The 26,272-nt window shown below is 55.2% G+C and carries 18 protein-coding genes; 1 reads left to right on the top strand and 17 read right to left on the bottom strand.

Annotation, left to right across the window (positions count from 1 at the left end; genetic code table 11):
• Positions 1–84 precede the first annotated feature (84 nt).
• The 16 genes from ACK8P7_RS01665 to ACK8P7_RS01590 all read right to left on the bottom strand — a co-directional run bounded on the left by ACK8P7_RS01665 (position 85) and on the right by ACK8P7_RS01590 (position 22,646).
• The gene (locus tag ACK8P7_RS01665; RefSeq protein WP_410042483.1) at positions 85–2,046 is read right to left on the bottom strand and encodes a fructose-1,6-bisphosphatase; all 1,962 of its coding nucleotides are present in this window, start codon (positions 2,044–2,046) and stop codon (positions 85–87) included.
• A gap of 281 nt (positions 2,047–2,327) precedes the next feature.
• The gene (gene ftsH, locus ACK8P7_RS01660; protein WP_410042482.1) at positions 2,328–4,400 is read right to left on the bottom strand and encodes an ATP-dependent zinc metalloprotease FtsH; all 2,073 of its coding nucleotides are present in this window, start codon (positions 4,398–4,400) and stop codon (positions 2,328–2,330) included.
• A 209-nt stretch (positions 4,401–4,609) separates the two neighbouring features.
• Positions 4,610–4,924, bottom strand: a complete 315-nt coding sequence (locus ACK8P7_RS01655) for a metal-sensing transcriptional repressor (RefSeq protein WP_410042481.1) — start codon at positions 4,922–4,924, stop codon at positions 4,610–4,612.
• Between the two features lie 13 nt (positions 4,925–4,937).
• Positions 4,938–7,529: a heavy metal translocating P-type ATPase gene (locus ACK8P7_RS01650; RefSeq protein WP_410042480.1), complete on the bottom strand. Its 2,592-nt coding sequence runs from the start codon at positions 7,527–7,529 to the stop codon at positions 4,938–4,940.
• A gap of 171 nt (positions 7,530–7,700) precedes the next feature.
• Complete coding sequence (locus ACK8P7_RS01645; protein ID WP_410042479.1) at positions 7,701–9,200, bottom strand: hypothetical protein; 1,500 nt, start codon at positions 9,198–9,200, stop codon at positions 7,701–7,703.
• A gap of 78 nt (positions 9,201–9,278) precedes the next feature.
• Complete coding sequence (gene fucO, locus ACK8P7_RS01640) at positions 9,279–10,424, bottom strand: lactaldehyde reductase (RefSeq protein WP_410042478.1); 1,146 nt, start codon at positions 10,422–10,424, stop codon at positions 9,279–9,281.
• Positions 10,425–10,687: 263 nt separating this feature from the next.
• Positions 10,688–11,251 (bottom strand): phosphodiesterase, encoded by a 564-nt coding sequence (yfcE, locus tag ACK8P7_RS01635; protein WP_410042477.1) that lies wholly within the window; start codon positions 11,249–11,251, stop codon positions 10,688–10,690.
• 25 nt (positions 11,252–11,276) lie between these two features.
• Entirely contained in the window at positions 11,277–13,091 is a 1,815-nt protein-coding gene (argS, locus tag ACK8P7_RS01630) for an arginine--tRNA ligase (RefSeq protein ID WP_410042476.1), read from the bottom strand.
• 171 nt (positions 13,092–13,262) lie between these two features.
• Entirely contained in the window at positions 13,263–13,820 is a 558-nt protein-coding gene (efp, locus tag ACK8P7_RS01625; protein WP_410042475.1) for an elongation factor P, read from the bottom strand.
• A 303-nt stretch (positions 13,821–14,123) separates the two neighbouring features.
• Positions 14,124–15,296, bottom strand: coding sequence for a [citrate (pro-3S)-lyase] ligase (locus ACK8P7_RS01620; protein WP_410042474.1), 1,173 nt, complete (start codon positions 15,294–15,296; stop codon positions 14,124–14,126).
• A 10-nt stretch (positions 15,297–15,306) separates the two neighbouring features.
• A complete protein-coding gene (locus ACK8P7_RS01615) occupies positions 15,307–16,371 on the bottom strand; it encodes a triphosphoribosyl-dephospho-CoA synthase (protein WP_410042473.1) in 1,065 nt (354 codons plus the stop codon).
• Between the two features lie 109 nt (positions 16,372–16,480).
• Positions 16,481–17,014, bottom strand: coding sequence for a citrate lyase holo-[acyl-carrier protein] synthase (gene citX, locus ACK8P7_RS01610; protein WP_410042472.1), 534 nt, complete (start codon positions 17,012–17,014; stop codon positions 16,481–16,483).
• A gap of 242 nt (positions 17,015–17,256) precedes the next feature.
• Positions 17,257–18,819 carry a citrate lyase subunit alpha gene (citF, locus tag ACK8P7_RS01605; RefSeq protein ID WP_410042471.1) on the bottom strand — a complete coding sequence of 521 codons (1,563 nt, stop codon included), beginning with the start codon at positions 18,817–18,819 and terminating at the stop codon, positions 17,257–17,259.
• A gap of 2 nt (positions 18,820–18,821) precedes the next feature.
• A complete protein-coding gene (locus ACK8P7_RS01600; RefSeq protein ID WP_410042600.1) occupies positions 18,822–19,724 on the bottom strand; it encodes an aldolase/citrate lyase family protein in 903 nt (300 codons plus the stop codon).
• Positions 19,724–20,023 carry a citrate lyase acyl carrier protein gene (gene citD, locus ACK8P7_RS01595; RefSeq protein ID WP_410042470.1) on the bottom strand — a complete coding sequence of 100 codons (300 nt, stop codon included), beginning with the start codon at positions 20,021–20,023 and terminating at the stop codon, positions 19,724–19,726. Before citD ends, ACK8P7_RS01600 begins: the two co-directional genes overlap by 1 nt.
• Positions 20,024–20,348: 325 nt before the next feature.
• Positions 20,349–22,646: a hydratase gene (locus tag ACK8P7_RS01590; protein WP_410042469.1), complete on the bottom strand. Its 2,298-nt coding sequence runs from the start codon at positions 22,644–22,646 to the stop codon at positions 20,349–20,351.
• Between the two features lie 213 nt (positions 22,647–22,859).
• Here ACK8P7_RS01590 and ACK8P7_RS01585 point away from each other — a divergent pair, with 213 nt between their 5' ends.
• Positions 22,860–23,777 (top strand): LysR substrate-binding domain-containing protein, encoded by a 918-nt coding sequence (locus ACK8P7_RS01585; protein ID WP_410042468.1) that lies wholly within the window; start codon positions 22,860–22,862, stop codon positions 23,775–23,777.
• Between the two features lie 52 nt (positions 23,778–23,829).
• Here the strand turns inward: ACK8P7_RS01585 and ACK8P7_RS01580 are convergent, their stop codons facing one another.
• Complete coding sequence (locus tag ACK8P7_RS01580; RefSeq protein ID WP_410042467.1) at positions 23,830–26,151, bottom strand: hydratase; 2,322 nt, start codon at positions 26,149–26,151, stop codon at positions 23,830–23,832.
• Positions 26,152–26,272: the final 121 nt, after the last annotated feature.

Here is a 26,272-nt window from a genome sequence, read left to right as displayed (position 1 = left end):
TTTGCCTGTATAAAGCGTTTTATTACATAAAAAACGAGATCTGTAATTTGATCCCGTTTTTTATAGCACCATTCTTTTTTTGAATCAACGTCTCTTTTGTACAATTTCGCCCTTCTCACGGATATCACCGTTGCGATACGCTGTGAGCAGTTCCTCGAGGTCGGCGATCTGACGCTGCAGCTCCTGCCCATTATCGGTTTCACCGACATGGATGCGGTGCTTCATCTGCTCCACGATCTGAATCTCCGGCGTATTCTCGGATCCCTTCTGGAAGCCCTTATGCTCTGCCAGTGCCAGATGGCGGGAGTTGAAGATGAGCGTATAGCCGGCGATGCCGGTGCGGGAATGGTAGGCCTTCGAGATACCGCCATCGATGACGAAGAGCTTGCCGTTTGCCTTGATCGGAGACTCGCCACGCTTCGTTTTCACCGGCACATGGCCATTGACCACATGGCCCCTCTCCGGATCCACACCGAATTCCGCGAAGATCCGGTCGACATAGCGCTCCTCCTTCGAGAATTCATAGTAGATGTTAAACTTCTCCACATGTGTATCCGGATCCTCGATGAAGCAGTGCTCGAAGGTCGTCATCTTATCCTTTCCGAAGAGTGGTGAGCATGGTCCACACCACATGTACCAGAAAAGATCCGTTGCATAGATCTTACCCTTCGGGTCATTTTCTCCATTCAGGAAATAGGCATCGATCGCCCGCTCATAGAAGTAATCCATGAGGGCCTTTCCGCCGACACTGCCCTTCGCCGTCTCGAGCTGCAGGAAGGAGCCGTCCACGTTCATCGGGATACAGCCATGGTAAAGGATGTTGTTATTGACCACCTTATACATCGCGCCATTCGTAAAGAAGAAACGGATGTGCTTCTGCAGCAGCTGCGAGTGGGTGAAGCTGTACACCAGGGTGTTCATCAGCTCCTTTTCCTTCTCTGTCATCTTATACGGATCCTTCGGGTCGATGGTCGGGAAATTCGTATCCCGGAGCGGATAGCTCTCTCCATCGATGGTCACCGTGCCCTTTTCATAATCGATCTTATCGAGGAGCATACGGTGGTCGAGCTTATACTCCGGATGGCGGCGGATCAGTGCCCCCTCCTCCTTAAACAGGATGATACTGATGGCCTTGCACATCTTCGCGGCGAGGCGAGGATCTACCGAGTCAGAGACATTGGTATCCAGGAGATGCGGCTGAAAGCAGTCACATGGATCATCACCATACACCTCCTCCGCATACATCGAAAGCGGGCGCAGATTGATGCCATAGCCGTCCTCGAGCACATCGAAGGAGTTATAGGAGGTGGCGATGCGGAGAACGCTTGCGATGCAGGCCGGATTACCACAGGCGGCCCCCATCCACTCGGCATCATGATTTCCCCACTCGATATCCACATCATGGAAGCTCATCAGCTCCTCCATGATCTGGTCCGCATGCGGGCCTCGGTCGAAGACATCGCCGATGATATGGAGATTATCGACGACGAGGTTCTGGATCAGCTCCGACAGGGCCACGATGAAATCATCGCCCATGTCGATGTCGATGATGGCATCCATGATGCCGCGGAGATAGCCCCGCTTATCCTCATCATGACTGTCGAGGTGCAGGAGCTCATCGATCGCGTAGGCATACTGCTGTGGCATCTTCTTACGCACCTTCGAGCGGGTGTACTTGGAGCTGACGCAGCGGCAGATATTCACGAGACGATTGATCGTGATGCGCTGCCACTCCGGTGTATCCTTCGCCTTGTGTGCCGGATTCGAAAGAATGTCTCTCGGATAGTAGATCAGGTTCGCAAGCTCCAGCTGTTCCTCCTCCGGCAGCAGATTTCCGAAGGTTTCATCGATCTTATCACGAACGATTCCGGAGGCCGACCGCATCAGGTAGATGAAGGCGTCACTTTCACCATGCAGGTCTGAAAAGAAATACTCTGTACCCTTCGGGAGTGCACAGATCGCACGCAGGTTGATAATCTCCGCACCTGCAGCCGTTGCAGTCGGAAACTGCTTCGCGAGCAGCTTCAAATAATCAAGATCACGCATAATACTTCCCTTGTAAAAAAATCGCAGATACCCCTTCCGCGAAGGCCCTGGCGGTCCCTGCCCGAATGGTATCTATAGTTGGTTTTATTATACGTAAACTAAATCGGTTTTGTCACCGTTCCGGCAGATTGTTCAGAATAAAAAAAGGCTCGTTACAGTTTTCTCAAACTGTAACGAGTCTTCACATTCTACATATATGGCCATACGGGATACGATTCGGTTTATCCGGATTTTCTATCCGATGTACACATCCTCCATCCGCATCCTTTCAGGCAGGATGCTCAGACCTGTGTGCCCGGTGCCACTACCGACGGATCGATCTCCTTCCGGTTCAGGATCTCCATGAACTCTGCGCCGGTGATGGTCTCCTTCTCATAGAGGTACTTCGTGATCTCGTGGAGCTTCGTGATGTTGTCACTCAGCAGCTGATAGGCCTTATCATGCTGCTTCTTTACGAGGTCCACGGTCATCTGGTCGATCTTCGTCTGCGTTTCCGGCGAGCAGGTGAGGGATGCATCGCCACCGAGGTACTGGTTCTGGACCTGCTCCATCGCCACCATACCGATATCATCCGCCATACCATAACGGGTAATCATCGCACGGGCATACTTCGTTGCCTGCTCGATGTCGTTGCTTGCACCCGTCGTGCAGGTATGGAAGATCAGTTCCTCGGCACAGCGTCCACCGGTGAGCGTCGCGATCTTATTCTCCAGCTCCTCCTTCGAGTAGAGGTAGTGGTTTCCTTCATCCTCGACCTGCATGGTGTAGCCCAGTGCACCGGAGGTTCTCGGGATGATCGTGATCTTCTGTACCGGTGCCGAGTTCTTCTGAAGTGCAGCAACCAGTGCATGACCGACCTCATGGTAGGAAACGATCAGCTTCTCCTTATCCGTCATCACGTTGTTCTTCTTCTGATAACCGGCGATGACGACCTCGATCGACTCCTCGAGATCCGACTGGATCACGCGCTCACGACCGGCACGTACCGCACGAAGTGCTGCCTCGTTGATGATGTTCGCAAGCTCGGCACCACTCGCGCCGGCGGCTGCCTTCGCGATGGCACTGAGATCGACATTTTCCGCCATCTTGATGCCTCTGGAGTGCACCTTCAGGATGTCCACACGTCCCTGGAAATCCGGAAGCTCGACCGGTACACGACGGTCGAAACGGCCCGGACGAAGCAGTGCAGGATCCAGGGAATCCGGCTGGTTCGTCGCTGCCAGGATGATGATGGCCTTCGAGCTGTCGAAACCGTCCATCTCCGTCAGGAGCTGGTTCAGGGTCTGCTCACGCTCATCATTGCCCCCCATCGCACCGTTGCCACGCTTCTTACCGATGGCATCGATCTCATCGATGAAGATGATACATGGCGACTTTTTCTTCGCCTGCTCGAACAGGTCACGTACCTTCGCCGCACCCATACCGACGAACATCTCGACGAACTCGGAGCCGGCGATGGAGAAGAACGGTACGTTCGCCTCACCGGCTACGGCCTTCGCAAGCAGGGTCTTACCGGTTCCAGGAGGGCCGACGAGCAGCGCGCCCTTCGGGATATGCGCACCGATCTTCGTATACTTATCCGGCTCCTTCAGGTAGTCGACCATCTCGGACAGAAGCTCCTTCGCTTCATCCTCGCCGGCGACGTCCTTAAAGGTCACCTTGTTTCCGTCCTTCGCCTCGTACTCACGGGCGTTCGACTTGCCGAAGCCACCCATACCGCCGAAGCCGCCGCCCGCACCGAGCGAGCTCGCCATGCGCTTGCTGAGCCAGTTGCCGAGCGCCCAGAACAGAAGAATCGGGAAGATCCAGGTCAGCAGGAAATTCAGCAGCGGGCTGGTCTCCACTGGGATCGTCTCATCGAAGTTGACACCCTGCCGGTAGAGCTCCTGCAGTACCTGTGCCTCGGTGTACTCGTTCTTCAGTCGGCCGGTCTGGCAGGTGAGATCCTCCCCGTTTACCGTCGCGACATAGGTGATGGTATCATCACTCAGATTCACCTTCGTGATGGCCTGGTTGTTCACGGCGTTCATGAACTCCGTATAGCTCGTCTGCCGGATCGACCGTGTCAGGAGCGACGGAAATACGAAGGTATTCAGCAGCAGGATGATGAGAAGCGCGATGAAATAATAGAAAATCAGCGGCTTTTTATTCTTCGGTTGATAGCTGTTATTTCCGTTGTTCCCATGATTTCCACCATTCGCGCCGTTCTGACCGTTCGTGAACTGGTTAAAGAAATCATTGAAATTACCGAAACCATGATCGTCCTCCGGATGGTTCTGGCCGTTGTTTCCATTTGCGAGCGTCATCTGCCTTTTCAGCCGATGCCGCTGGAAGATCTGTACTATATTTCCCATAAGATTCATCCTTTCATGTGACAGAGGATACCTTTCCTCCATCTGATGCTCCTAAATATAAAGCAGAAATGTGTTAACTATGTGAACGAAGCAAAAAATTAGCAGTCTTTTCAAAAGACTGCTAATCACGCTATCCTTATGTCACATGCACAGAGCCGACGCCATCAAATGTACCGGTGGCCCAGGCACCAGCGGACGCTCTCGTGGGCCTACTTCATCGTTTTCTTCAGCAGCTCGCAGAGCTCGTCCACCGCTTCCTCCTTCCCCTCCCGGATGTCATCGACGACGCAGGTTTTGATATGCGTCGCGAGCAGCTCCTTATTAAAGGAATTCAGCGAGGACTGCACGGCGCTGACCTGCATCAGAACATCCGGACAGTACCGATTTTCCTCGATCATTTTTTTGATGCCGAGGATCTGCCCGTCGATGCGGTTCAGGCGCGTCACCAGCGACTTCACCTGCTCCGGCGTCCGCGGCTTATGCTTCTGTCTTCCGCTTTCATCCTGTCCACAGCAGCATGCCATGTTTCCACCCCATTTACTTTACGATCGATACGAACTCGAAATCGAGGGCCTCGATCGCCTTCTGAATCGCCGCATCGTCAACCGGCGCACTCAGCTTCAGCTCTGCGGTACCACTGGTGTGGGAAACCACGGCCTCCTCGATACCATCGAGCTTCTCGAGAGCCTTCTTTACGCTGGCCTCACAGTGTCCACACATCATACCCTTGATATTTACAGTCTCTGTCATCTTTTTACTCTCCTTTTTCGTTCTCTTTCTGATTTTTCTATCCTGTGAAGCGTCATGTACCTTACAGAGGTTGAGACGCAACGCATTCATACATACGGTGAAGCTCGACAGGCTCATCGCCGCCGCGCCGACCATCGGGCTCATCTCGAATCCGAGTCCCAGCACAGCCGTGTAGAAGCCGGCCGCCAGCGGGATACAGATCACGTTATAGAAGAAGGCCCAGAACAGGTTTTCATGGATGTTCCGAAGGGTCGCCCGCCCGAGACGGATCGCCGCCGACACATCCGTGAGCCGGTTCTTCATCAGTACCACATCCGCCGCATCGATCGCGACATCTGCACCGGCACCGATCGCGATGCCGAGATCCGCGCGGGTGAGGGCCGGCGCATCGTTGATGCCGTCTCCGACCATCGCGACACGCCCCTCGGTCTTCAGTCGACGGATCACCGCTTCCTTTCCATCCGGCAGGACACCAGCGATGACATGTGTGACACCAGCCTGCTGCGCGATGGCCCGCGCCGTTTTTTCATTATCGCCCGTGATCATATAGACGTCAATGCCCATATGCTGAAGTTCTGCGATGGCCTGCGCGGAATCCTCCTTGATGGCGTCCGCGACCGCGATGATCCCCACCGGATGCCCGTCACGCACGAAGAAAAGCGGGGTCTTTCCCTGCTCCGCGAGGGCCTCATACTGCTGCTCCATCCCGTCCGTGACACCGAAGCGCTTCTTCATATACGTATAGGAACCTCCGCAAAGCTCCGCCGCATCCTGCATCGCGTGCAGTCCGTTGCCGGGCAATGCGGAGAACTCCGTCACCACGCGTGGGGTCATGGCCTGCGTCTCCGCGTAGCGCACGATGGCACCTGCCAGTGGATGCTCGGAGTACTGCTCGAGGTCGAGGGCCAGCTGGAGGAGCGTTTCCGCCGATACCCCGGCGGCCGGAAGAACATCCGTCACCACCGGCTGCCCCGACGTAATGGTACCGGTTTTATCCAGCGCGACGATCTCGATGCGACCGGCCTGCTCCTGCGCCGCTGCCGTCTTGAACAGGATGCCGTTTCGTGCACCCTGTCCACTGCCGACCATGATGGCCACCGGTGTCGCCAGGCCGAGCGCGCACGGGCAGGACACCACCAGCACGGCGACGGCTCGCGGAATCGCAAATTCCACACCCTTCCCGGCCAGCATCCAGGCGATGAAGGTCAGCAGCGAAACGAGGATCACGGCCGGCACGAAGATACCGGCCACCTGATCCGCGATCCGGGAGATCGGTGCCTTCGTCGCAGCTGCGTCCGACACCATCCGGATGATCTGGCTGAGCGTCGTGTCCTCTCCGACACGCGTCGCCCGCAGCTTCAGGAAGCCATCCGTGTTGATGGTCGCCGCGGATACAGGATCACCGACGGTCTTATCCACCGGGATGCTCTCACCGGTGAGGGCGGCTTCATTGACCGCACTGCCGCCCTCGAGGATGACGCCATCGACCGGGATGCTCTCGCCCGGACGTACCACGAAGAGATCCCCGGACTGCACCTCTGCGATCGGCACCGTCACTTCCTTCCCATCCCGCAGCAGCACCGCGGTTTTCGGTGCCAGCTTCATGAGACTTCGAAGCGCATCCGTCGTCCGTCCCTTCGACATCGCTTCCAGCATTTTTCCGACCGTGATCAGCGCCGGAATCATCGCCGCGGTTTCGAAATACAGATTGTGGTGCAGGTGATGCACGGTCTCCATCTGTCCGCCCGCCAACGCAAGGCTCATCAGAAAGAGCTCCACCAGCGAATACAGAAAAGCAGCACTCGAGCCCAGTGCGACGAGGGCATCCATGTTCGGCGCCCGGTAAAGGAGCGAGCGGAAGCCACCGACGAAGAATTTCCGGTTGATATACATGACGGTGAGCGCGAGCAGCATCTGTACGATGGCACCATTTACCGGATTTTCAAAAACAGTCGGAAGCGGCCAGCCCGCCATATTATGGCCCATGCTGAAGTACATCAGCACGGCGAGCAGCAGAACGGACTGAAGGAGACGCTTCTTCAGCTTCGGCGTCTCATGATCCCGCAGGGCCTCTTCCTCTGCCGCCATCGGATCGAGACCGCAGCCCGCAGCGGAGCAGGCTGCCCCCTGCATCCCCACATCCTGTTTACTTCTCGGGCGGATGCCTCCATCTGGATGCCCGCCCTTCTCGCTGGCGCCATAGCCCGCGTTCACCACGGCCTTTATGATGTCCTCCGGTGCCGCATCGCCCTCGACGGCGAGGGTATTGGTCAGCAGAGAGACCGTCGCCTCCCGCACCCCCGGCACTGCCCGCGCGGCCTTCTCGACACGCGCCTGGCAGGCTGCACAGCTCATACCGGTCACGATATACTGTTTCATAGATGCCTCTTTCTGTGTACAAGTCACGGTAGGGATATACCCCCACCCCGTATATTCAGCCGATATCAATATACCCATTAGGGGTATGCGTTGTCAACAGAAAATATACTGTTGCCTGCCATACCGGAAGCCCAGGAGGGCAGCCGGCTTCGCAGCAAGTGGCTGTATTCATCAACCCATCGGGCCACCCTGGAGGAGATCATCGGATGCGCCCGGACCGGCGGGTGCGGCGGATGGATCCGGGCCGGCCGGTGCGGCTGGCTGTGGTGCAGGAGAAGCGGCAGTTTCTGCCGGCCTCTGCGCCTCTTCGATTTCTACATGCTTTTCACTCGTTTCGGTTTTCTTCTCGGATTCGTGCGTTTTCTCGCCCTCTTCCTTCTTTTCGTCGTTCTTTTTCTTCTCGCTCTCCTCTTCTGTTTCGTTTTCGCGTTTTGTATGATTTTCGCGCTTTATGTCATCCTGCTTCTGATCCTGCTCTGTATCTGTGTCCTCACGCTTCTTCGATTCGGTGTTCTCGTCTTCGTCCTCATCTTCGTCTTCTGAATCGTTTCCATAGGATGCCGCATCATCGTAGCGACTCACGGAGCTGCTTTCCTCCGGTTCCGTCACAGCATATCCATAGTAGAAGTCCTCGCCTGGGATACTGCGGCCGATCGCTGCCGAATCGACCTCCGCGATGGCGATGAGGTAGGCACCGATCTGACTCTTCATCTGGTCACCGGTGATGCACTTGAGATTCGCATACGGGAGGGCCAGCGGAACGACCGCAGCCTGTGTGATACCGAACTTTCCGGCGAGCTTCGCCGTCTGATTTGCAGCCCGCTCCGCCTTTACGATCGACATCGCGGTCTCTCGAAGAAGATGATCTACAGATGAGCGCTTATTCTCATAGTCATTCCGGTGTACGAGGGTCACACTGGAGATCAGGCTGCCAGTCGCGGTGACATTCTCCCAGCTGTCCTTCAGTGAAAACGCACGCACGGTACCCGGCACGCCGGCCAGAAGGCTCGAGGCATCCGGCTCTGCGACGATGGCGGCCTTCGACGGATCCGCCGTAAGCTGCGCCGTGATGTCCTCGATGCTCGTATACTGTACATCGAACTGCGTGCCATATTGACTCTTCAGGTACCGAAGCACATACTCCGGCTGCTCGCCCTGTCCGACGCTCAGTACGGTCTGTCCCTTCAGTCCCTGAAAGCTCTTCAGTTCGCTGTTGCCGGTGATGCAGTACAGCTCGTTGCCTGCATTGATATTGACGATGACCGCACCGTCCTTCGCATCATGGTAGGCCCGTGCTGCACTTTCCGGTGAAAGGACCGCGACATCCGCCGCTCCGGTGATGAAGTCCGACAGGACCTCTGCTTCACTGCTCTTCAAATCGAAATGGTAGTCTCCCTGTGTCGCACCCAGCTCGGACTCCTCCATGAGATGCGCGAAGCCGAGGGCTGCTGCCCCCTGGGAAAGCTCGATCCGCATCGCATCTGAATCTGCCGGCTCCACGACCTGTTCCGCCGGGATGGTCGTTTCCAGGATCGCCTGCGTTTCTTCCGCCGTCGTCTCCTGCTTCGACGCGACATGCTCCACAAGCTCCGTAAAGTGTCCACATCCGGACAGGAGCAGCATCAGGGCTACCGGGATCATCCTGTATTTCCATGCTTTTTTCATCATCATCTGGCCTTTTCTTTCTGATAAACTCTGATGCCTATGGTAGCACAAAAAAGCCCCCGGAGAAAACTCCGGGGGGAATATTTACATTAACTTTCTGAACATAGCTTCGAAGTCAGCGATGCTTGCCTCTCTCGGGTTACCAGGTGCACATGCATCAGCGGCAGCGGACTCACACAGGAACGGAAGATCCTCTTCCTTGAGTGCCTCCAGCTTCGTCGGGATGCCAACATCTACAGAGAGCTGCTTCACGGCATCGATGGCCGCCTTACGATAGGTCGCTGCATCCATACCGGTCGTGTCGATACCAAAGGCCTCTGCGATGGCCTTGAACTTCTCGCCAGTGTACTCCTGGTTGAACTCCATCACGATCGGAAGCATCATCGCACATGCAACACCGTGCGGTGTGTCATAAACCGCGCCGAGGGTATGTGCCATGGAGTGTGCGATACCGAGGCCTACGTTCGAGTATGCCATCGCGGTTACATACTGTGCAAGTGCCATACCTTCACGTCCATCCGGATCGTTCGTTACAGCCTTACGAAGGTTCTTTGCGATGAGCTTGATGGCCTCGAGGTCGAGTACATCTGCGAGCTCCCATGCACCCTTGGTGGTGTAGCCTTCGATCGCATGTGTCAGCGCGTCCATACCGGTCGAAGCCGTGAGGCCCTTCGGCATGGAGGACATCATATCCGGATCAACGACGGCGATATCCGGGATATCGTTTGCATCGACGCAGACGAACTTTCTCTTCTTCTCAACATCGGTTACGACATAGTTGATGGTGGACTCTGCGCCGGTGCCACCGGTTGTCGGAACGGCGATGGTGAATACGGTACGATGCTTGGTCGGTGCGACACCCTCGAGCGAACGGATATCTGCAAACTCCGGGTTGTTGATGACGATACCGATGCCCTTACCGGTATCCATGGAAGAGCCACCACCGATGGTGATCATGCAGTCTGCGCCGCAGGACTTGTATGCCTCTACACCGTGCTGGATGTTCTCGATGGTTGGGTTCGGCTTGATGTCATCATACAGGAAGAAGTCGATGCCGTTCTCCTTCAGAAGATCCGTCACCTTGGCTGTTACGCCGAACTTTACGAGGTCAGGATCGGATGCAACGAAAGCCTTATGATAGCCTCTTGCCTTGATGAGACCCGGGATCTCCTTGATTGCACCATGTCCATGATAAGAAATACCATTTAAGACGAAACGATTCACAGCCATAATTCTACTCCTTTAAAATAATATGAATGCCCTGGCAGAAAGACCCATTCTTCCTGTGCAGGCATAATGATACCAACCATTCGATTACGTTGTGCACTTTGTCTACTATGCACAACCAAAACCTTTTTTATCTTAACAGATTGTAGATTAATTATCAATAGGCTCGCAGAATATGACAAAATTCTACTTCTTCGGCTTAAAAAAATACCCTTCGGCCGTCAATATGCCGAAGGGTACGATAAAACATCTCGTCAATATGTCGTTTACGCATTCAGTGAAATCGAGGCGATCGTGTGGTCATCGAAGTCATATACCGTGAACATATCCTCATCGAGGATGGCATAGGTATTCGGGTTTCCACCCTTCGGAAGGGAGGTGCTGCCCGGATTCAGATGGAAGAACGTACGTCCATCCTCTGCCGTCAGCTTCTCCGCCTTCAGAAGATGGGTATGGCCATGCAGCAGTGCATCGCCCGCCATCAGTGGCGGAAGCTTCGTCTCATCGAAAAGATGCCCATGGGTCGCAAAAATCGTATGACCGTTCAGTGCGAGGATCGCATAATCCGCCATCACCGGGAACTGCAGCACCATCTGATCGACCTCCGCCTCACAGTTGCCACGTACCGCCCAGATTCTGTCCTTCAGCGGATTCAGCATCGCGATGACCTCCTTCGGTGCATACTCCTGCGGAAGGTCGTTACGTGGTCCGTGATAGAGGATGTCTCCGAGGAGGATCAGGCGCTCTGCGCCGCTCTTCTCGAACTTCTCCAGGGTCCTGCGGCACCAGTATGCAGAGCCGTGGATATCACTTGCAATGAAATATTTCATATTCTGTCTTCTCCTTTATTCTCGATTACATCCGCTCTGGTGCACCGAATCCCAGTGTATGGATGCAGGTGCTCAGTACACGGAAGGTCAGCATCAGAAGCGCCATGCAGCTCTCCTTTTCCTTCTCCGGCAGGCTCAGGAACTTCACATCATGGTAGAGACTGTTGAAGTTGTTCGCCAGTGCATAGATATAGGAACAGATGCGGTGCGGCGCGAGATCCTTCCATGCACCGTTGATCTCATCCTGATAACGTGTGAGAAGCATCTGGACATCATGTGCAGACTTCTCCTTCATCGGCAGGATCTGGAAGTCGGTCGCATGGGCCTTCACATAATCCTTTACATGCACATCATCGCTTACGCCACGCTCCTGCATGAACTTACGAAGGATCGAGTTGATCCGTACGATGGTGTAGAGGATGTATGGACCGGTGTTGCCCTCGAAGGACGTGAATTTATCGATGTCGAAGATGTAATCCTTCGTCGCCTGATTCGAGAGATCACCGTACTTCAGTGCGGCGAGACCGACACGAACGGCGATGGCGGCTGCCTCCTCCTCGCTGAGCTCCTCACCACGGGATGCGCGTACACGCTCGAGGACCTTTTCATTCGTCTCCTGGATCAGCTTCTCGAGACGGAGCACACCACCCTCGCGGGTCTTAAACGGCTTTCCGTCCTTGCCGTTCATCGTACCGAAGCCGATGAAGCGAAGCTCCTCCTCCGGACGTACGAGGCCTGCCTTCCGTGCCACACGGAAGAACTGGGTATAGTGAAGAGACTGTCGGCTGTCCGCGATGTAGATGTACTCATCCGGATGATACAGCTTCTCACGCTCGACGATGGTGCCGAGGTCAGAAGTCGCATACAGTGCCGCACCGTCCGACTTACGGATCATGCATGGCGGAATCTCCTTCGCATCGCTCTCCTCCGCGACATCCACCACCAGCGCGCCCTGGGACTCATACGCAAGTCCTTTATCAATCAGTTCCTGAATCAGACCAGGAATGTACTGCTGCGCATCACTCTCACCCTTCCAGAGGTCGAAGTGAACGTCGAGGTTTCCATAGTTCTTCTTCAGATCCGCGATGGAAACCTTCATGATTTTATTCCATACCGCACGGTAGGTCGGGTCACCATTCTGCAGCTTCAGCGTCGCCTGATGTGCACGCTCGGCATACTCCGGGTTGATCAGCTCACCCTTATGCGGGCCATCCTCATACTTCGCCTTCGCCTTTGCAGAGGCGAACGGATAGATCTCCTCCAGCTGGGAGATCTCGAGATCTGCATCGAGCTGTCCGCGGTCCTCGAGCTCCGTGATGATGAGGCCCATCTGAAGACCCCAGTCACCGAGATGTACGTCACCGATGACATCATTGCCCTGCTGAATCGCCATCCGCTTGATCGCCTCACCGATGACGGCCGAACGAAGGTGGCCGACATGGAGCGGCTTCGCCGCATTGGCTCCGCCGTAGTCGATGATGATCTTCTTTCCCTCATGGGCATCGAGACCGAGGTCCTCATGGAAGTTCATCTCATTCAGATACTTCGTGGTGAGCTCCTCGGACACGTTCAGGTTGATGAAGCCCGGCATCACCGCAGACACCTCGGAGAACATCACGATATCGCCCTGCTGCATGGTCTTCAGCTTCTCCACCACCTCGCCTGCGATATCCATCGGCTTCTTATGATACTGCTTCGCACCGGCCATCGCTCCGTTCGACTGGTACTCACAGAGGTCCGGACGGTTGGAAATCGACACGCGGCCGAGCTCTGCGTCATAGCCGGCCAGCACAAACGCAGTCCGCACGGCGTCGGTGATAACATTCAGAATCGTAGTCAAATCAATACTCCTTTAACTATGCCATGAGAGGCGCGGCCTCCCATGAATCGACGGTTTCTTAAGAATTTCGTAAGGGGGTCTGACCCCATAAACTCGAAAAAAAGAAGGCTTCCCGTTTGGGAAACCTTCTCACAAACGGATCGCTCCGTATATGTTCTGATCACGCAGATATCAGCCGCGGGACTCGTACTCACCAGTCTGGGTAGATACGATAACCTTATCACCGATGTTGATGAACAGCGGAACCATGATCTCTGCACCGGTCTCAAGGGTTGCCGGCTTCTGAGCACCGGTTGCGGTGTTGCCCTTTACGCCCGGCTCCGTGTGGGTAACCTCGAGGGTAACCTTCAGAGGCGGCTCAACAGCGAATACCTTACCCTGGTAGGAGTCTACACGAACGGTCTCGTTCTCCTTTACGAACTTCATCTCATCTGAAATCTGCTCGTGGGAAAGGGAAATCTGCTCGAAGGTCTCCGGGTTCATGAAGTTGTACATGTCACCATCATCGTAGAGATACTGCATATCCTGACGGTCGATGTGTGCTGGCGGGAACTTCTCGGTCGGACGGAATGTACGCTCGATTACACCACCGTTGATAACGTTTCTAAGCTTCGTTCTTACGAAAGCTGCGCCCTTACCAGGCTTTACATGCTGGAACTCGACGATCTGAACAACCTGACCATCAATCTCAAGTGTGACACCGTTTCTGAAATCACCTGCTGATACCATAAAATCCTCCTAAAATGAAAAACCAAAATATCTCTATTCTGGAAACATGAAGTTTTTATATTCTAATCGTACTTTCAGGCCCGAATCAACGTCCCTTCGGATGCGCCAAGCTCACAAAATACTGATGTATTTTAATATAAATACATCAGCAATGCAAGCATTTCTTAGGTTTCCGGCCTATTCTCCACTGTTTTTCCGTAACTGTTCAGATCGAGGAGGCCGGAGGGCGGCAACGGAGGCACAGTACTTCGAGACTGTCCCTCCGGGTCCGCCGGTCTGAACTGCTGCCATTTTCGAAACCAATCAGTAATGTACGACCTCTTCTGCTGCCCGGATCCGCCCGATCACGGGTGCTGCTTCCGGCGATGTGAAGTAGCGGTAGGTCGTTTCCGGCACGAGGCCGCGGATCTCCTCGAGCCGTCCATCATGGATGCAGCTCCGTACCGTGGAGGCTGAAATGGCCTTTCCGTCCGCTTCCTTCCGCGGGATGATGTGACACGCCACGCCGGCCTCCGGCAGCGCCGTCGACAGGATTTCATTATAGATGCCCGTCACCACCGACGTCGGTTCATCCCCGACGAAGCGATCCGTGATGCCGAGCGCCGCCGCGATCTGTGTGAAAATCTGTGCATCGATGCCCGCCTGGCTTCGGATCACCGCGTTGTCTCCCTTCTGGAAGTACGCCGGAAAGGTCGCGGAGCTGATGATATATGAGCCGGCTTCATGGTAAACGATGCCCGGGATATCCTTCGTTCCTTCAATTATCAGCTTCTTCCGCACGGAAAACGGTACGAGGCTCACATCCTCCGACACCATAAACAGATGCAGGACCCCACAGGCCGTCCGCGCCTGCTCGACGAGGTAGCGGTGCCCGAGGGTAAACGGATTCGCGTTCATGACGATCGCCCCGACACGTCCGCTCTGGTTCAATGCTGCAGGGCCGACTGCACATGACCCTCCCGGGAGCACAACGGCTTCGGCCGGGTGCGACGGATCCGGCTCGCCTGCATTGGCCTCATCCAGGGCGGTGATCTCCACCTGCTGCGTCTCCCGCTGAAGCGCCGCGAGGTAATCCCGGAAGCCGGTCCGCTTATTCTCCATGAAAACGATGTTCTCCTCCGGCACGCGCGTGATTTCATAGAAGCCGAGGTTCCCGAAGAAACGTGCGGAATCACACTTCGTATACAGGAAGAGGTGGTAGTTTCCGCGGCTGTACTGCACCTCGACGAGATGGGAAACGATCGCGTTCATGAGGGACTCGCCCTGGTGATCAGAGCTCACCGCCATACAGCGGAGGGTGTTTCCGAACAGACTGCCGGTCGCGATGACATGATAGTCCTCGTCGAGCATCGCGGCCGTATAGTCAAGATGCTGATCGCGGTGGATCCCCTCCCGCTCGAGAAGCGCGTCCACCTCTGCCTGCATATAGCGGTCACCCGGACCGACCGATGAGATCGCATACGTTGTATCTGACATAATTACCTCTTTACAGTTTCAAAAGCAGGATCGCTACCGCGAGGATATCCGCAGCGCCCCCCGGGCTGATGTTCTTTTCGATGCAGGCCATGTTCAGTGCTTCGATCGCCCGCACACCCTCCTCCGTAAACATCGCACCCATGTCGAGGATCGTACTGCTTTCTGCCTGCAGCCAGCACATGTCCTCATAGGAGCTTCGGATGAACACGTTCGTGTCGTTCAGCACCGACATAATCGCGATCAGTGTGCTGACATGCACCGCATTCTCGAAATGCTCGGCGTGCATGCTGCCGGTATCCTGCAGGAGTCCGCGGCGGAGCGTCGCATGCGCAGCGAAGGCCTGCTGCAGCGCCTCATCGCTGCCCAGATTTCGAAAACGACGCAGCCATGGCACAGCGGTATCCCGGAGGATCGGAAAGCCCTCCATCGCCTGTCCGCGGATGCCTCGCTCACCATAGGTCTGAAAGAGCCGCTCCCCATGCGTCTTCGGCGGGTGCTCGAGCATCCTTCGGAAGTCCTCCGCCATGCTCCGCGCGGTCATCTCACGCGCCATGTCGAGGATCGCGTCCACCGTGATCTGCCCGGCGATGACTTCTGTTTCCGGCATCGCCGCTCCTTCGGCTGCCGCCAATGTCTCCGGCTTCACCTCATCTTTCAGCCGTCCTGCTGCCTCTTCGCGCCGTGCATACAGGGTGCCCGCCGCCGCCAGCACGATGCCCATGGTGAAGATCATGCCCTTATGGGTATTGACGCCATCGGTCGCCGCATACATCGCCTGCTCCGCCTCGAGGCCGATGCCGCGAATCGCCCGGAATACTTCTTCCGGCGTATGGCCAGCTGCTGTCGCATCCATCCCCTCCGCAAACATGCGCACCATGTACGGTGTGATGGCTTCGGTGCTCACGAGGAAGGTCTCGTAATTCATATCGCGATGCGCGCCGGTATCCCGACGATCCACGAGGCCCGGCTTCGGTGTCGCATAGACCTCGCCGAGCAGGGCGTTCCGTACCCGCCAGCCGACGCGCTCAAGAAGAGCCGCACGTGCTGCGGGATTCCTGTCTGTTCCTGTCCTCACATCTGCCCTCCTCATCCTGCGCACGCAGCGTGCGCTTTATGCAATCCAGATGATCTGCCATTTCCCGAGCGTCCCTGTCGTCTCCACAACACTCGTCTCCGATAAGGTCTCAGCCTCTCGCCTGTTCGATGATGTGGTGGATCTCCGCGACCATGTCCGGCACCGCATGGGTCCGGTTCCGTGCACAGAGATGTGCCTCCTCCTCGCACATGAGGCACTTCCGCGGTGGCATGCCGAACTCCTCACGGCTCACCTTCTTCCCATCCTTCCGGATGACATCGATGTCGAAGATCCGGCCGAGCCGGTCCGCATCCTCGATGAGACACATGAGCTCCTTCACACGGATCGCCTCCGCATCCACGGAAGCGTAATACACATATCCGGTCACCTCGACGTCCTTCTCCTCTGCTTCGATACGGATACCGTTCTGGTCGAGGCTGTGTCCTATGCGCTGCAGCCCGGTTTCGAAGGCCCAGTAGAAATCCTCTCCCACCTTATGTGGACCCGGGATGTTCAGCATGAAGCAGATCACCGGATGATGGAAGCGCGCGATGAAATCCCGCTGCTGCTCCACCCGATGATCCCGCGCGGCCAGCATCTCCGGCACTGTCACCTCATGTGTAAAATCAAGTTTCCTTTCCATAGCAGGTCTCCTCTTCTTTCTGTTTACAGCCTATTCTAACACACGACAGGGATATGAGGCGAAGAAAATCCCTCCGTTCGAAATCATCCCGGCACGGCGTTGCACAGCGCCCGCATGGACGGATACGAAAAAAGCGCTCTAGTTATCCCCCTAACCAGAGCGCCTTCGTTCATGAGAAGACCGTGTTATGCACGGAGAGGTCATGATCTGCTGACCCGAATCAAAACTCAGGTCCTGTATGATCAGTCTTTAAACTCGAATGGCTTGATCTGACGAACGACATCCATGACAGAGCCGTCACGTGCTTCGATGATACCGACAACACGATCACCGAACTGAACCTTCTCCGGCTCACCGGTGATGGAGTATGCGATGTCACGAAGCTCCTCGATGGTCTTGATCGGAAGACCCTTACCAGCGACAGCGTCGATGAGATCCTGACGCTTCGGATTGATGGCGATACCATAATCGGTTACGACGACATCGACATCCTCACCCGGAGTGGTGACGGTCGTACAGTCGCTGCAGATCGTCGGGATTCTTCCCTGCATGATCGGAGCGATCACGATGGTGCACTTCGCACCGGCAGCCGTATCCGGATGTCCGCCCTGTGCACCGGTGATGACACCGTCAGAGCCCACAACGACGTTACAGTTGAAGTGTGTATCGACCTCAAGTGCAGCGAGGATAACGAAATCCAGCTTGTTTACGTATGCACCCTTGTTGAACGGGTTTGCATACTCATCTGCCGTGATGTAGAAGTGGCGTGGATGAGTCGCTGCGGACTTGATCGCATCCTGGTCGAAATCCTGGGTATCGACGAGACAGCCTGCGAGACCCTCATCGAGGAGATCACACATCGGCTTCGTAAGACCGCCGACGCCGAAGGACATGTGGATATTACGCTCACGCATCACCTCTGCGAGGTACTTGGTGGAAGCGATGGAGGCACCGCCGACACCGGTCTGGTAGGAGAAGCCCTCCTTGAAGTACGGTGTGTTTACAACGAAATCTGTGCAGTACTTCGCCATGAGCAGCTTTCTCTGATCGGTCGTCGGCTTCGCTGCACCGGTCGCGATCTTCGTCGGATCACCGATCTCGTCGACCTTTACGACATAATCCACCTTGACCTGAGAAATCTGTGCAGGAAGGTTCGGGAATGGTACCAGTGTATCGGTAACTGCAACTACGCGGTCTGCATACTCAGCATCCACTGCGGAGTAGGAAAGCACACCACAGTCTGCCTTACCGCCGTTGGCGTTCAGGTTACCGTACTCATCTGCGGTTGGTGCGCCGATAAATGCGATGTCGATGTGGGTCTCACCACTCATGATGGCTCTGGAACGCGCACCGTGGGAACGCATGATGGCGAGTCCCTGCAGACGACCATTTGAAATCGCCTTACCGATCTCACCACGTACACCGGAAGACTCGATGTTTGTGATGGTGCCGTCGTCAAGCATGTATACGATCGGATCGTTCTGTCCACCGAGGGAAGAAGCGCAGATCGTGATATTCTTGATGCCCATGGCATGAACCTCTTCCATGACCATGTTGAGCACCTTGTCACCATTACGGAAGTGGTGGTGGAAGGAAAGGGTCATACCGTCCTTGATGCCGCACTTTACGAGTACATCATGGATGGAATCTACGAGCTTGGAGCCATTCGAGTTAATCACGCACTTCACCTTATGGGAAGCGGTCTCAAACTCATGGCCGTCGAAATGGTGGGTTCCCTGGAATACTTCCTTGCCGGTCGCCTTTAAAATCTCCTCCGGAATATCTCTTCCTACTGCATTTAACATAATTAAAGATCCCCCTTATACACACCGGCTGCCTTTGCGAGCTTGATAGTTCTCTGTGCGCCGTCATAGAAAGCGATATCGATCATCTTACCGTCAACGGTGAAGACGCCGATGCCCTTTGCCTTCTTATCATCGATTTCCTTAATTACCTTCTCTGCGAAGATGATATCCTTTGTGGTCGGTGTGAAGATCGCATGCACGATATCGATCTGACGAGGATTAACACAGGACTTTCCATCGAAGCCCATGTCATGAATCGTCTGAACATCCTTACGGAAGCCCTCCATATCATCGAGGTTCGTCCATACGGTATCGAAGCACTGTACGCCAGCGGCACGTGCAGCGATGATCATCTGCTGACGGGCACCCATGAGCTCTACGCCGGTACCGGTGATATGTGTCTGCAGATCCTTCGTATAGTCACCACCGGAAAGGGCGACACCGATCAGACGGTCTGAAGCAGTGCAGACCTCGTAGGCATTCATGATGCCCTTGCAGGACTCGAGTGCGGACATGATGAGGGTAGAACCCGGCTCACGGTCGAACTCTTCCTCGGCTGCTACGACCTTCTCTTCTACGGCACGTACCATATCGGCCGACTCGGTCTTCGGGATACGGATGACATCCGCGCCTCCAGCTACGCAGCAGCGGATATCCTCCTCCCAGAGGTCGGTATCGAGGCCGTTGATACGAACGACACGCTCAGATCCACGGTAGTCGATGGTGGTCAGTGCATGGTAGAGTGAGAAACGTGCGGTATCCTTCGCGGTTACCGCAACGGCATCCTCGAGGTCCAGCATGAGTGAATCACACTTGTAGATGTACGGATCCTTGATGAGTGACGGCTTCTGTGCGTTCAGGAACATCATGGATCTTCTCAGTCTCTTCTTGTTCGGATTCTCAATCATCGGATGGCACCTCCCCATGGTAAATTCGTGTACTGATCTACCGAACGGTATACAGCACCTTCGATACGCGCCTTGATCGTGCAGTCGAGTGCACCCTTGTCGACGATGGAGATCTTGACACTATCGATGCCCAGATTCTTCAGGGTTTCCATGGTGACCTTGCGGATCTCGTTACCAAACTGATGTGCAACTGCGGAATCGAGAGTGAAATCGATCTTTCCATCTCCCGGCTCAACCGTTACCTGGCAGTCACTGGATTCCATCGTGCCCGCTACAGCAGGTTTCTTAATTTCCATAGTTTCCTCCTTGTCAGCAGAAGCGATCCCCCAATCGCTCCCGCAGCTCCATAAGTTACGTGTTTCGACTTAACCAACGCTTTTCTGTGTTTAAGCTATAGTAATTATACACTTCAGAGCGCCGGATAATTCTTATTTTTTGTGGTAATTCCATAATATAGCAGTTGGGAGATATAGTAAAATAGTTATATCATTATGGATGGCATAAGTTGTTCCTATATTTATACAATTCTGTATACACGAACGGGGAGATGACATGGATCTCCCCGTTTTTCATCATCCGAAGCGAGTTCAGAACGCCCTGGCTCTGTGATGATGGCGTGTTTTAAGCATTGGCATGGCCCAGCCTGTTAAAGTTGATGAGGCAGCCATCCTTCACAATCTGTCGTTCATTCTCCGTCATCGGAAGAACATAGAGCTCGATCTCGGTCGCCTGGCCGTCCTTCAGAACATAAGCCTTGATATCGTCGAGTTTATTCTCGCTGAGTGCCTGGCGGATGCCCGGTACGTAGATGTAGTCGCCGACCTCGAAGCTGTCCGGCTCACCCTTCAGGTGGAACGGGACCATACCCCAGTTCATGCAGTTACTTCTGTAACGCTTGGTTGCATACTCCTTCGTGATGTTGGCGAGGGCACCGAGTACACGCTGGCAGGAAGCGGCCTGCTCACGGGCAGAGCCGTCACCCGGCTTGTTCGCGTAGATGGTGGAACCGATCTCGACCTCGGAAGCCTGTACGTTCTCCTGGCCCGGGATCTGGTGGATCAGCTTGAATACCTCTTCTACCTCAGCGGCGTTCTTACCGGCCTTACGTGCATCCTCGAGATCACGTACTGCCTTCGCACGGGCTACGTACTCCGGATCACGTCTCGAAAGCGTGAACTCTGCGAGGCCGAGCGGGTTCGAACGATAGGACGAGGTCTCACCGGACGGGATGAGCTCATCGGTCGTGGTAACCGGATCGAGGATCTTCGAAGCGACCTTCAGAAGGATGTTGTCGGTCATCTCCTCCTGCTCCGGCCAGTCCTTGATGTTCGGTCCGAAGCGAAGCGGCAGCTCGAGATCGGCCTTGCCCCAGCCCTGGTATACACGGTTCTGGTAGGCCTTATCATCGTAGTTGTACTCCGGGATATCGCCCCAGCAGTCCAGCTCCTCGGCAGAGGTCAGCTTACCGCCGTTTGCAGCGGTCGCGGCGATGGAACGAGCGTCCATGAGGCATACGGCCGACATCTGACCTGCGCCCGGCTTCGAGCCCTCACGGTTCGGGAAGTTACGGGTCGTATGACGGATCGAGAGTGCGTTGTTCGCCGGTGTGTCGCCGGCACCGAAGCAAGGTCCACAGAAGGCGGAACGGATGATCGCGCCCGCATCCATAAGATCAGCGAGGAGACCCTTGCGGTCGAGGTCGGTATAGACCGGCTGTGAGGACGGGTAGACGCTGAGATAGAACTCGCTGTCGCCAATGTTCTTATTCTTCAGTGCATGCGCTGCCTCGACGACATTGGTATAGTTACCGCCTGCACAGCCGGCGATGATGCCCTGCTGTACCTGGAGACGGTGATCCGCGGTGATCTTATCGAGGAGGGTGAAGTGGGCTCTGCCCTCTGCGACCTTCTCGGCTTCCTGCTCGGTCGCACGGAGGATGTCCTCGAGGTTATCATAGAGCTCGCTGATCTCGTATGCGTTCGACGGATGGAACGGAAGCGCGATCATCGGACGGATGCTGGAAAGATCGACCTCGACGCAGCCGTCATAGTATGCGACATCTGCCGGATTCAGCTCCTTAAACTCTGCACCTCTGTGATGCTGGTCAAGGAACGCCTTCGTTGCGGCATCGGTTCTCCAGATAGAGGACAGGCAGGTGGTTTCCGTCGTCATGACATCGACACCGTTACGGTAGTCTGCCGTCATGCTGGATACGCCAGGGCCGACGAACTCCATCACCTTATTCTTGACATAGCCGTTCTTGAAGACCGCGCGTTCGATCGCGAGTGCGACATCGTGCGGACCGACGAATGGCTGTGGCTTACCGGTGAGGTAGATGGCTACCACGCCCGGATAAGCGACGTCATAGGTCTGCTGCAGGAGCTGCTTACTGAGCTCTCCGCCACCCTCACCGATGGCCATGGTACCGAGGGCACCATAACGGGTATGGGAATCGGAGCCGAGGATCATCTTTCCGCAGCCGGCGAAGTTCTCACGCATGAACTGATGACATACAGCGATATGAGGTGGAACGTAGATTCCGCCGTACTTCTTTGCAGCGGAGAGTCCGAAGTAGTGGTCGTCGTCATTGATCGTACCACCGACTGCGCAGAGTGAGTTATGGCAGCAGGTCAGCACGTATGGAAGTGGGAACTTCTCCATGCCGGATGCACGTGCAGTCTGGATGATGCCGACGAAGGTGATATCGTGGGATACCATCGCATCGAACTTGATCTTCAGCTGATCCATGGTCTCCGCCGTATTGTGAGACTTCATGATACCATAGGCGATCGTGCCCTTCTTCGCCTCTTCCTGGTTTGCCGCCTTTCCGGTCAGCTGCTCGACTCTTGCGGACTCCGATGCCGGAACGATCTCGCTTCCGTGCACCAGGTAGACGCCACCTTCATGTAACTTTACCATATGTACCTCCTTGGGTTGTTATGTTGCTGTCCGGCCCCATGCCTGAACAGTAATCTATGTTCTCTATATAAGAATAATAGCTTATATTCAGATATCGCAGAATCCGATATTCTGCTATACTAGTTATCGATAATTCCGATATAATACGTAATTCTGTAATTTACAGATATAATTAATAATAATTATTAGAACAAGCAGAGAGGTGCCGTACAAATGGAACTGAAGGATCTGAATTTTCTGATTGCGATTTATGAGGAGAAGAGCATTTCGCGGGCGGCGGAGCGTCTGTACATGGCGCAGTCGAGTCTGTCGCAATTTCTCTCGAATTATGAGCGGGCGCTTGGGTACCGAATCTTCGTGCGCACGGCGAGTGGTGTGCGTACGACGGAGGCGGGGGAGCTGCTACTTCAGTACGCGTATAAGGCGACGGCGGAGTATAAGCGCGTCCAGGACGAGATGCAGGATACGGCGAATCTGAAAAGCGGCAGTGTTATTCTCGGCATCAATACATTTCGGGGATCCTATATGCTGCCGCCGGTGCTTAATGCCTTTCATATGAAGTATCCAAACATCCATGTGAAGGTCGTCGATGGTCGTACGCGTATGCTCGAGCAGCTCCTCACGAATGGAGATCTCGATCTCGCTCTGCTCGCCACACCGGATAAGCACAGCCGGATCGAATCCGAGTACCTGATGACCGACGAGATCTGTCTCATCACGAGTCCGACGCACCCGATCATGAAAAAAGCGAAAAAAAATCGACAGCACAGCGGAAACTCGCAGATTCCGATGTACGTCGATCTTCAGGATGCGGCGAACTATGAATTTAATCTCTGTGGTACCGATACGATGCTCGGGCAATATGCCCGTCGTATCTTTCTGAAAAATGAGCTCACGCCGATCACGTATAACGACAATATGTCTGTCCTGCTGGCTTCCTCGCTCGGAGCTGCCGGGCAGGGGCTCGCCTTCACCTACTACAGTTCCCGTCACTACTTCCGAAACGCGGAGTTCCTCTCCCTCGGGAAGGATGGCGGCACCATCGAGATCTCGACGGCACTGGCACCGGGTCGCTACCACAGCAAGGCCACACTTGCGCTCCGGGATGTCATGCACGAGATTCTCACGTAATCATAACCGAGTGTATAGAAAAAACCGCCGATCAACGGCGGTTTTTCGTTTATCAGTCGTTTTTATAGTGGTTGATCAGACAACCGCTCATGAGGATTTCTCTTTCCTCCTCCGTCAGCGTGTCGAGCGTTGCGTGGATGATCTGTACACTGTGTGCCTTCAGCTCTGCCGGATTCAATGCACGTACATCTCCTTCACTCTCTACCTGTATACTGCTGTCAAGTACATGCAGCTCGACTTCACTTGCGCCACTTCGAAGGAGGCTTCGGATTCCTTCGATGTAGACATAGCTGCCGACCGGAAGCTGCAGCTTTTCTTCTGTGCGAAGCGGCAGCAGTCCCCAGTTGATCAGGTTCGAGCGATAGCGCTTCGTAGAGTATTCCTGCGCGAGGTTTGCGAAGCCGCCGAGAACCTTCTGGCAGGAGGCCGCCTGCTCACGGCTGGAGCCATCCCCGATCTGGTCGGAAACCATGAGCGAGCCGAAGGTCACGCCATTCGGATCACCCGCATCCCTGGATGTTTTCGGTGCCTGCTCGAGGTTTGGTGCCGCTTCGAGGGCACGAATCGCCTGTGCCGTCGGTACATACTGCGGATCACGTGAAATCATCGTGAAGCCGGAAATCTTCTCCGGATTCGAGCGATAGGAGCTGGCTTCACCAGATGGCACCAGCTCATCGGTGGTGACAGAGCCCTGATAGGAACCGGCCACCTTCAGAAGGAGATGCTGCTTCAGCGGTGCCATCTCCGGCCAGTCCGCGATGTTCGGACCCTTGACGAGCTCGACCTTCGGATCTGCATGACCATAGTTATCGTAGATCTGATGCTCATAGATCCTCTCATTAAAATGATGATGAAGGTTCCGGTACTTTACGTTCGTAAGCTCGGTCGCGGCCGTCAGCCGCCCACCGTTTCGAACCGTTGCGGCGATCGAACGCGCATCCATGAGGCATACCGCCGCCATCTGTCCCTGCCCAGGCTTCGAGCCCTCGCGGGTCGCGTAGTTTCTCGTCACATGACGGATGCTCAGCTGGTCGTTCGCCGGGGTATCGGTGACACCGAAGCATGGGCCGCAGATGCATGGCCGCATCGTAACGCCGGCGATGGCCAGCTCTGAGCCGATGCCCTGGCGCATCAGGTCCTCCATCACCGGAAGAGAAGCCGGGTTCACGTGCAGGTTCAGGCCGTTGCCCGGGATACCATAGATGGTATCGGTGCCTGAAGTGTTCTCGTCATCGTTCAGTGGTGCACGGAGAATATCCGCGACGGCGACGATGTTCTCGAACAGTCCGCCCGCACAGCCGGATACCAGTGCCTGATCCGGATAGAATGCGCCGTCATGTACATGCTGCATGATTCGGAACGGCTCACCGTGGTCCCCCTTGATCTTATTGCCTTCTGCCTCGACTTCATGAAGCACTTCTTCCATATGCTCTTTGAATTCCCGGATCGGCATCGCATGACTCGGATGGAACGGAAGGGCGATCATCGATTCGACCGTATCCATATCGATCTCGATGTAGCGGTCATAATAGGCACCGGCTTCGGGTTCGAGCTTCTGATAATCTGCCGCACGTCCATGCTCGGCGAGATAGGTCTCCGTCTTCTCGTCGGTACACCAGATGGAGCTGAGCGCCGCGGATTCGGTCGTCATCACGTCGATACCCATACGGAATTCCATGGAGAGATTTCCGATACTCGGACCGAAAAGCTCGAGTACGTTGTTCTTGTTAAAGCCGTTTGCGAAGGTCTTCGCAATCAGTGCGAGAGCCACATCCATCGGACCGACGCCCGGTTTCGGATTTCCACAAAGCCGGATACCGATGATCTTCGGATAGGCGAGATCATAGGTATGCCCCACCAGCTGCTTCACAAGCTCTCCACCGCCTTCACCGATACCCATGGTGCCCAGCGCCCCGTAACGAGTATGGGAATCCGATCCGAGGATCATCTTTCCGCCACCAGCCATCTTCTCGCGCATGTACTGGTGGAGGACGCCACGATAAGGCGGCACGAAGATACCGCCGAACTTCTCTGCATTGGATAAGCCGAAGGCATGGTCGTCCTCCAGGATCGTACCGCCGACGGCACAGAGGGTGTTGTGGCAGTTGGACAGCACATACGGCATCGGGAACTTCGTGAGTCCGGATGCGCATGCCGTCTGCAGGATATTGACATAGTTGTTGTCCGGGGAGACCATGCTGTCGAACTTCAGCTCGAGATGCTGCATGTTGCCACTGTGATTGTGAGCCGCCAGGATACGATAGGCCATGGTTTTCTGACGACCATCCTCGACCGCCTGGGAAGGTGCCGCACTGGCGTCGGAAACATTGCCCGCCGCATCGAGGATGACGCCGTGATCAAATAAAGTTACCATCTTTTCTCCTTTTACGATGTTCCGGTGCTCATCACCTGAATCGCAGGAAATGATATCAAAAGAGCACCCTGTACTTGAGTCTAATTATACGGGTGCTCCTTCTTATAAGTAAAATATATTG

The sequence above is a fragment of the Oribacterium sp. P9 genome, from assembly GCF_046365365.1.
In the GTDB taxonomy this organism is placed as follows: Bacteria; Bacillota; Clostridia; order Lachnospirales; family Lachnospiraceae; genus Oribacterium.
This window is presented reverse-complemented; position numbering and strand designations above follow the sequence as displayed.